We start from the raw sequence: 7,015 nt of genomic DNA, 5'->3' as shown, positions 1-7,015 counted from the left end.
GCGCAGGGACGTCCTGAAGCAGCCGACCAACGGTCGGCTCTACCACCGGCGGGTGCGTCGGTAGCCGACCAACGGTCGGCTCTACCCGTTGGGTGCATCGGCAGCCGACCAACGGTCGGCTCTACCCTCGGTGGGTACATCGGTGGCCGATCAACGGTCGGCTGGTGCGTCGGCAGCCGGGCAGAGCCCGGCTCTACGTGGTCAGCGCGGCTGCTTGATCGGCAGTACCAGGCGGAACCTGGAGCCTACGCCGGGGGTGCTGTCCAGGTCGATGCGGCCGTGGTGCTTGTTGACGATGCTGTAGGAGATCGACAGGCCCAGGCCGGTGCCGCTGCCCACCGGCTTGGTGGTGAAAAACGGGTCGAAGATGCGCTGGCGCAGGTCCGGCGAGATGCCGCCGCCGGTGTCTTCGAACTCCACCCACACGTGGTCGCCGTCCACGCCGGTGCGCACCGTGATCGTGCCGCGATCGGCGATCGCATGGCCGGCGTTGAGCAGCAGGTTCATGTACACCTGGTTGAGCTCGGACGGCAGGCATTCCACCAGCGGCAACTGGCCGAATTCGCGCTGCAGGGTCACCTTGTACTTGAGCTCGTTCCAGATGATGTTGATGGTGGACTCAAGCCCGGCATGCAGGTCGACCAGCTTCCACGATTCGTCGCGGCCGGAGTACGAGAAGTCCTTCAGGTCGCGCACGATCCGGGTGACCCGCTCGATGCCCTCGCGCGACTCGGCCATCAGCTGCGGCAGGTCGCGGCTGATGAAGTCGATGTCGAAGCGGGTGCGGATATCGTCGATTTCCGGGATCAGCGCCTTCGGGTCCGGCGCGCGCAGGGCGCGCTCGTACGCTTCGATCACGGTGAACAGGCTGCGCAGGTACTCCTGCAGGCTGCCCAGGTTGGAGTGCACGTAACCGATCGGGTTGTTGATCTCGTGCGCCACGCCGGCGGCCAGCTGGCCGATGGAGGCCATCTTCTCCGACTGCAGCAGTTTTTCCTGGGTGCCGTTGAGGCGCAGGTACGCCTGGCGCAGCTCGGCATGGCGCTGCTGCAGTTCGCGCTCGTAGTCTTCCTGGCCTTCAATGCGGCGGAACAGTGCCAGGTAGTGACGCTGGCCTGCGTCCTCGTGGTGGTAGACGTGGGCGATGACCATGCGCTCGCCGACCGGCAGGCTGCCGTTCCAGTGGCCGTGCTGGCGGGCGTGCTCCAGCGCGTCCGGCGGCAGCAGCTGGCGCAGCCATTGCGCCGCGCCCAGGCCGGCGGCATCTTCGGCGTGGCCGAGCATTTCGCTGACCGCGGCATTGGCCAGGGCCACGCTGCCATCCTCGCGGAACAACAGCATGCCTTCGTTGACCCGCTCGAACAGGGCAAGCAGGACCGGCTGCGGCGGCAGCGGTGCGGTGACAAGGTTGGAAGAAGCGGTCACGGTCACATCGGGCAGTCTAAACAGGCGCCCAATATACGCGTTGACATGCGTGACGGCAGCCCGTGCACGCGCAGCGGCCCGCGAGGGGCCGGATCAGGCGACGGCCAGCGGCCGCCGCGTATGCAGAATGTTGGCCTGGCCCTTGGCGTCGTACGCCGAGGAGGCTTCGCTGCGGCCCAACTGGCGCAACGCCCAGTTGACCTCGCGGCGGCGGCGCGAGAGCAGTACGCCGTTGGCGCGGTTGCGCTCGGCCAGCTCCTGCAGGCGTTCGCCCTGCCCGACCGGCAGCGTGGCTTCGAGCGCACGCAGCGCGTCGAGCTTGGCCCCGGTGGCGCGGATCAACGCCTGCACGTCATGCTCCACCAATGCCTGGCGTTCGACGTCCAAGGCATCGCTGAGGCGCTGCAATGGCTCGCTCATCGCCAGGTTCATCCCTGCAGCTGCTGGTCCAGCTCGAGCATGCGCGAGGCAATGGCATCGGGGTTGATCTTGTAGGTGCCGTTCTGCAGCGACTCGCGCACGGCCTGCACGCGGCCGGCATCGATGGCCGGGGCGGTGCTCAGTTCGCGCTGCATGGCCTGCAGGCTGGTGGCCTCGCCGGTCAGGCGCAGGCTGTCGGCAGCCTCGACCGGACGGGTCGGGCCATCGGTGCTGGCTGCCGGCTTGCTGCCAAGCGCGACGCTGCGCAGATGGGCGGTGGCCTGCAGGTTGCCGTCGATTTTCTGGCTCATGAAGTTGTCCTGGGATTGCGGTTCACAAGGGATAACGGCACGGGGACCGCCATCTTTAGGGGGTTCTGCGGTTTTTTTGACGAATTCCGCCGCAGGTTCAGCAATGTGCTCAGCGCGTCACAAAAACGTCGCCATTGGTGGCCACCGTACCCTGCACGACCTTGCGTGAGGACAGATTCTCCACCGAAACACGTTCATTTTCACCGGCATCGGCCAACGCCTTGCCGGCCACGCGGACTTCCACCCCGCCAAAGCGCGAGACCAGCGCCACGCTGTCGCCCCGGCGCACCAGGCGCTGGGCGACCAGGTCGTTGGCGGCGAGCAGGCTGCCGGCACTCAAGGTGCGCCGGGCAACCCGCCCGACCGCGGCGGCCGGATCGGCCAGCGCCGCCCCGGCAATCCGGGCCACGTCACGCTGGGCAGTCGTGATATCGGCCAGGGCGATGGTTTCTCCAGCGGCGATGCCGCGGTTGAGAATGAGCACGGTCTGGTTGCGGCGGATCTTGACCGGCACGAACAGCCGCCAGCCGCCGGCATCCGGGCAGCTCACTTCTACTGTGGTGGTGCCGGTGGGCTGGGCGCGCAGGCCCTGCCCGCAGATGGGCAGGCGCAACGCCGAATCGAGGGTGGTGTCGCCTTCGCTGCCGGCCGGCAGGGTCGACAGCGCGGCGGCGCGGATGCTGTCCACCGGCTGCCAGGCACCGGCGGCAGACGCAGGTGCGCCGGCAAGGGCAAGCAGGGCAAGAATGATCCAACGCATGGCGACTCCAGGGGCAAGGCACATGGGCAGCGTCCTGCAAGCGGCGTGCCGGACGCGGGCGTGCCGGGCCCTCAAGTCGACCGCGCTGGCGCCGATACCCCTTCCATGTCACATGACCTGCTCAACCGCATCGACCAGCGTACACGCCTGGCCGGCCACAATCGTCTGGCCCTGCTGCTGTTCCGGCTCGGCGGACGCCAGCTTTTTGGCGTGAATGTGTTCAAGGTGCAGGAAGTCCTGCGCCGTCCGGACCTGTTCCAGGTACCCGGACTGCCCAGCCAGTTTGCCGGCGTGGCCGATGTACGCGGCCGCTCGGTACCGGTGCTGGACCTGGGCCTGGCCATCGGCCACCCCGAACGGGAACCGGACGCGGACAAGGCCCCGGGCTACCTGGTGGTGACCGAGTTCAACCGCTCGATCCAGGGCTTCCTGGTCAGCGGGGTGGAACGGATCGTCAACATCGCGGTGGAAGACATCCACCCGCCGCCGGAACTGGGGGCCGAGTCGAGCTATCTGACCGCGGTCACGCGGTTCCAGGGCGAGCTGATTCAGGTGATCGACGTGGAAAGCGTGCTGGCCGACATCGCCCAGGTGCGCGGCGAGGCGGTGCTGGACCCGTCGCTCGCCCAGTCGCTGCCCTCCGACGGGCCGCAGCTGCAGGTGCTGGTGGTGGACGATTCGCGGGTGGCACGCCAGCAGATCCGCAGCGTGCTGGACCAGCTGGGGGTAGGCGCGACGCTGCTGTCCGACGGCAAGCAGGCGCTGGACCACCTGATCCAGATCCACGCCTCGGGCGAGAACCCGGCCGAGCGCTATGCCATGGTGATCTCGGACATCGAGATGCCGGCGATGGACGGCTACACGCTTACGACGGAAATCCGTCGCCACCCCGGCCTGGCCGGGCTGTACGTGCTGCTGCACACCTCGCTGTCGGGCGTCTTCAACAATGCGATGGTCGAGCGGGTGGGCGCCAACGCGTTCGTGGCCAAGTATTCCCCGCACGAACTGGCCGATTTCGTGCTGGATCGTTTGCGGAAGGTGGCGATGGCGGCTTGATCGCGGGGTGGTCGGTTCGCTGAGGCCGGGTCGGGCTGGGTGGGGCCGCGGGGCACGCTGCAAGTACGTCCTTGTAAGCTCCGTCGCCGCATCCATGCGGCTCAGGGCCCCGCAACCCCACCCACCCCGCCCCCTGACAGTGGGTCGGCGCCCGCTTATCTATTGGGGCTGAGGTGAAGCAGCCGAGCAACGCTCGGCTCTACCTTGGCGCCCCTTCCATTCCGTTCCCCGGTACAACGCGGCATCGTTTCATCATCACGCCCAGCCCCTGCTGGGCTTTTTTGTGGGCGTCAGCGTGAGTCAGCCGGGCAGAGCCCGGCTCTACGCGCCTGCGCAGCAGGCGTTGCCGGCCAGCGGCCGGCACTACCTCCCCCCGAAGCCGGCTGTGCCCTTCCTTCCGGCGACGCAGACACGTCCGGGCGCGGGTCGGCAGAGCCCGCCGGGACCGTTGGGYGCCATGGATGGCGCCCACGAGCCCCCAGGGATGGGTTYACGTGCGTGTCCCGGGTGCGGCTGCCCGCCTGCCTCCCGCGACACGACCAAGGCGCTGGTGTTGCCGTGAGAACGTCGAAATCCCGGCAGGAGACCGCCGTCGCCCGCTCCTAAACATACGTCACAGCACGGTTTTACCGTCCGCCGCCGCACCCGGCAGGGGGTGCACGGGTGGGGAGGGCCTGAGCTAGACTGTCCGCCTTTGCGGCCTTCGGGCCGCCCTGAACGGAAGTAGCATCCCGCATGAGTTGGCTCAGCAAGTTGATGCCGTCTGGCATCCGCACCGACAACGTCCCCAGCAAAAAGCGCAGCGTCCCCGAGGGCCTGTGGGAAAAGTGCAGCAACTGCGGCAGCGCACTGTACGGACCTGAGCTGGAAGAGAACCTGGAAGTCTGCCCCAAGTGCGGCCACCACATGGCGATCCGCGCGCGCGCGCGCCTGGCCGCCCTGTTCGACGCCGACAGCACCACCGAAATCGGTGCGCGGCTGGGCCCGACCGACCTGCTCAAGTTCAAGGACCAGAAAAAGTACATCGAGCGCATCAAGGCCTCGCAGAAGAACACCGGCGAGTACGACGCCCTGATCGCCATGCAGGGCCTGATGAAGGGCCGCCCGCTGGTCGCCTCCGCCTTCGACTTCGCCTTCATGGGCGGCTCGATGGGCTCGGTCGTCGGCGAACGCTTCTCGCTGGCCGCTGAAAAGGCCGTCGAAATCGGCGCCCCCTACGTCTGCTTCTCCGCCAGCGGCGGCGCGCGCATGCAGGAAGGCCTGTTCTCGCTCATGCAGATGGCCAAGACCTCGGCCGCGCTGGGCAAGCTGCGTGAGGCCGGCCTGCCGTACATCTCGGTCCTGACCCACCCGACCACCGGCGGCGTCTCGGCCTCGTTTGCGATGCTGGGCGACATCAACATCGCCGAACCGCAGGCGCTGATCGGCTTCGCCGGCCCGCGCGTGATCGAACAGACCGTGCGCGAAAAACTGCCCGAAGGCTTCCAGCGCTCGGAGTTCCTGCTCGAACACGGTGCCATCGACCAGATCTGCGACCGCCGCGAAATGCGTGAGCGCCTGTCCGACCTGCTGGCCATGCTCGGCCGCCAGCCGGCGCCGGTTGCCGACGAGGTCGCCTGATGGGTACGCGCCGGTATTTCGGCACCGACGGCATCCGTGGCCGCGTCGGCCAGGGCGTGATCTCCGCCGATTTCGTGCTGCGCCTGGGCAATGCGCTCGGCCGCGTACTGACCGAACGTAATGGCCACCGCCCCGGGCACCGCCCGGTGGTGGTGATCGGCAAGGACACGCGCATTTCCGGCTACATGTTCGAAGCCGCGCTGGAAGCGGGCCTGGTGGCCGGCGGCGTGGACGTGCAGCTGCTCGGCCCGATGCCGACCCCGGCCGTCGCGTTCCTCACCCGCACCCTGGGCGCCGACGCCGGCATCGTCATCAGTGCCTCGCACAACCCGCACTACGACAACGGCATCAAGTTCTTCTCCGCCGATGGCGAGAAGCTCGACGACGCCACCGAACTGGCCCTGGAAGCGGCGCTGGACGGCGATTTCACCACCGCTGAGTCCGACCGCCTCGGCAAGGCCATGCGCGCGCGCGACGCGGTGGGCCGCTACATCGAATTCTGCAAGGCCAGCGTGCCGCGCAGCTTCGACCTGCGCGGGCTGAAGATCGTGCTCGACTGCGCGCACGGCGCCACCTACCACATCGCCCCGCTGCTGTTCCGCGAGCTGGGCGCGGAGGTGGTCACCATCGGTGCCGAGCCCAACGGGGTGAACATCAACGATGGCGTCGGCTCGATGCACATCGACAACCTCGCCAACAAGGTGCGTGAGGTCGGTGCCGATCTGGGCATCGCCTTCGACGGCGATGGCGACCGCGTGCTGATGGCCGACGACCAGGGCAACCCGGTCGACGGCGACGACCTGCTGTACGTGCTGGCGGCGTCCTGGAAAGGCAATGGTCGCCTGCGCGGTCCGGTCGTCGGCACGCTGATGACCAACTTCGGCCTGGAACAGGCGCTGGAGCGTCTCGGCCTGCCGTTCGTGCGCAGCAACGTGGGCGATCGCTACGTGCACCAGGCGCTGGTGGAAGGCGGCGGCGTGCTCGGTGGCGAAGCCTCCGGCCACCTGCTGTGCCTGGACCGTGCCACCACCGGCGATGCCATCGTCAGCGCGCTGCAGGTGCTGGAAGTGCTGCGTCGCGAAGGCCGCACCCTGCGCGCCTCGCTGCAGGACCTGAGCCGGGTGCCACAGAAGACCGTGAACGTGCGGTTGGGTGACGTCTCGGCCAAGGCCATCGTGCAGGCCGATACCGTGCAGGCCGCACTGGTCGCTGCGCAGCAGGCGGTGAAGGGCCGCGGCCGCGCGTTCCTGCGTCCGTCCGGCACCGAGCCGGTGGTGCGTGTCACCGTCGAGGCCGACACCGCCGAGCTGATGCAGTCCACGCTGGACAACCTGTCCGGCGCGGTGAAGGCGGCAGCCGCCTGAGAACAGCCACCACGCGGTAGAGTCGACCGTTGGTCGGCTGCTCCACCGTCGGTGGGCTG

At 68.2% G+C, this 7,015-nt stretch carries 7 protein-coding genes; 3 read left to right on the top strand and 4 right to left on the bottom strand.

The window, feature by feature from the left end:
* Positions 1-201 precede the first annotated feature (201 nt).
* The 4 genes from AC1DCJ_RS14205 to flgA form a co-directional block, all read right to left on the bottom strand.
* The gene (locus AC1DCJ_RS14205) at positions 202-1,341 is read right to left on the bottom strand and encodes an ATP-binding protein (RefSeq protein ID WP_392732944.1); all 1,140 of its coding nucleotides are present in this window, start codon (positions 1,339-1,341) and stop codon (positions 202-204) included.
* A 177-nt stretch (positions 1,342-1,518) separates the two neighbouring features.
* Positions 1,519-1,851 (bottom strand): flagellar protein FlgN, encoded by a 333-nt coding sequence (locus tag AC1DCJ_RS14200; protein WP_463272645.1) that lies wholly within the window; start codon positions 1,849-1,851, stop codon positions 1,519-1,521.
* Positions 1,852-1,853: 2 nt separating this feature from the next.
* A complete protein-coding gene (flgM, locus tag AC1DCJ_RS14195; protein WP_038688422.1) occupies positions 1,854-2,156 on the bottom strand; it encodes a flagellar biosynthesis anti-sigma factor FlgM in 303 nt (100 codons plus the stop codon).
* A 109-nt stretch (positions 2,157-2,265) separates the two neighbouring features.
* A complete protein-coding gene (gene flgA / locus AC1DCJ_RS14190) occupies positions 2,266-2,916 on the bottom strand; it encodes a flagellar basal body P-ring formation chaperone FlgA (RefSeq protein WP_038688424.1) in 651 nt (216 codons plus the stop codon).
* Between the two features lie 105 nt (positions 2,917-3,021).
* On the opposite strand from flgA, the gene AC1DCJ_RS14185 reads away from it, so the two are divergent.
* The 3 genes from AC1DCJ_RS14185 (at position 3,022) to glmM (ending at position 6,956) form a co-directional block, all read left to right on the top strand.
* Positions 3,022-3,972 (top strand): chemotaxis protein, encoded by a 951-nt coding sequence (locus tag AC1DCJ_RS14185; RefSeq protein WP_038688425.1) that lies wholly within the window; start codon positions 3,022-3,024, stop codon positions 3,970-3,972.
* Positions 3,973-4,707: 735 nt separating this feature from the next.
* Positions 4,708-5,592, top strand: a complete 885-nt coding sequence (gene accD / locus AC1DCJ_RS14180; RefSeq protein ID WP_128095396.1) for an acetyl-CoA carboxylase, carboxyltransferase subunit beta — start codon at positions 4,708-4,710, stop codon at positions 5,590-5,592.
* The gene (glmM, locus tag AC1DCJ_RS14175; RefSeq protein ID WP_478071243.1) at positions 5,592-6,956 is read left to right on the top strand and encodes a phosphoglucosamine mutase; all 1,365 of its coding nucleotides are present in this window, start codon (positions 5,592-5,594) and stop codon (positions 6,954-6,956) included. Before accD ends, glmM begins: the two co-directional genes overlap by 1 nt.
* Positions 6,957-7,015 lie beyond the last annotated feature (59 nt).

Source organism: Stenotrophomonas sp. 10N36, from assembly GCF_056395005.1.
The sequence above is the reverse complement of the archived record's forward strand: the minus strand, read 5'-3'. Positions and strand labels throughout refer to the sequence as shown.

What these genes read in the sequence shown, in the direction of transcription:
- AC1DCJ_RS14205 (WP_392732944.1), bottom strand. Translation starts at nt 1,341, where the DNA reads ATGCTGTTGTTCCGCGAGGATGGCAGCGTGGCCCTGGCCAATGCCGCG.
- flgM (WP_038688422.1), bottom strand. Translation starts at nt 2,156, where the DNA reads ATGAGCCAGAAAATCGACGGCAACCTGCAGGCCACCGCCCATCTGCGC.
- AC1DCJ_RS14185 (WP_038688425.1), top strand. Translation starts at nt 3,022, where the DNA reads ATGTCACATGACCTGCTCAACCGCATCGACCAGCGTACACGCCTGGCC.
- flgA (WP_038688424.1), bottom strand. Translation starts at nt 2,916, where the DNA reads ATGCGTTGGATCATTCTTGCCCTGCTTGCCCTTGCCGGCGCACCTGCG.
- accD (WP_128095396.1), top strand. Translation starts at nt 4,708, where the DNA reads ATGAGTTGGCTCAGCAAGTTGATGCCGTCTGGCATCCGCACCGACAAC.
- glmM (WP_478071243.1), top strand. Translation starts at nt 5,592, where the DNA reads ATGGGTACGCGCCGGTATTTCGGCACCGACGGCATCCGTGGCCGCGTC.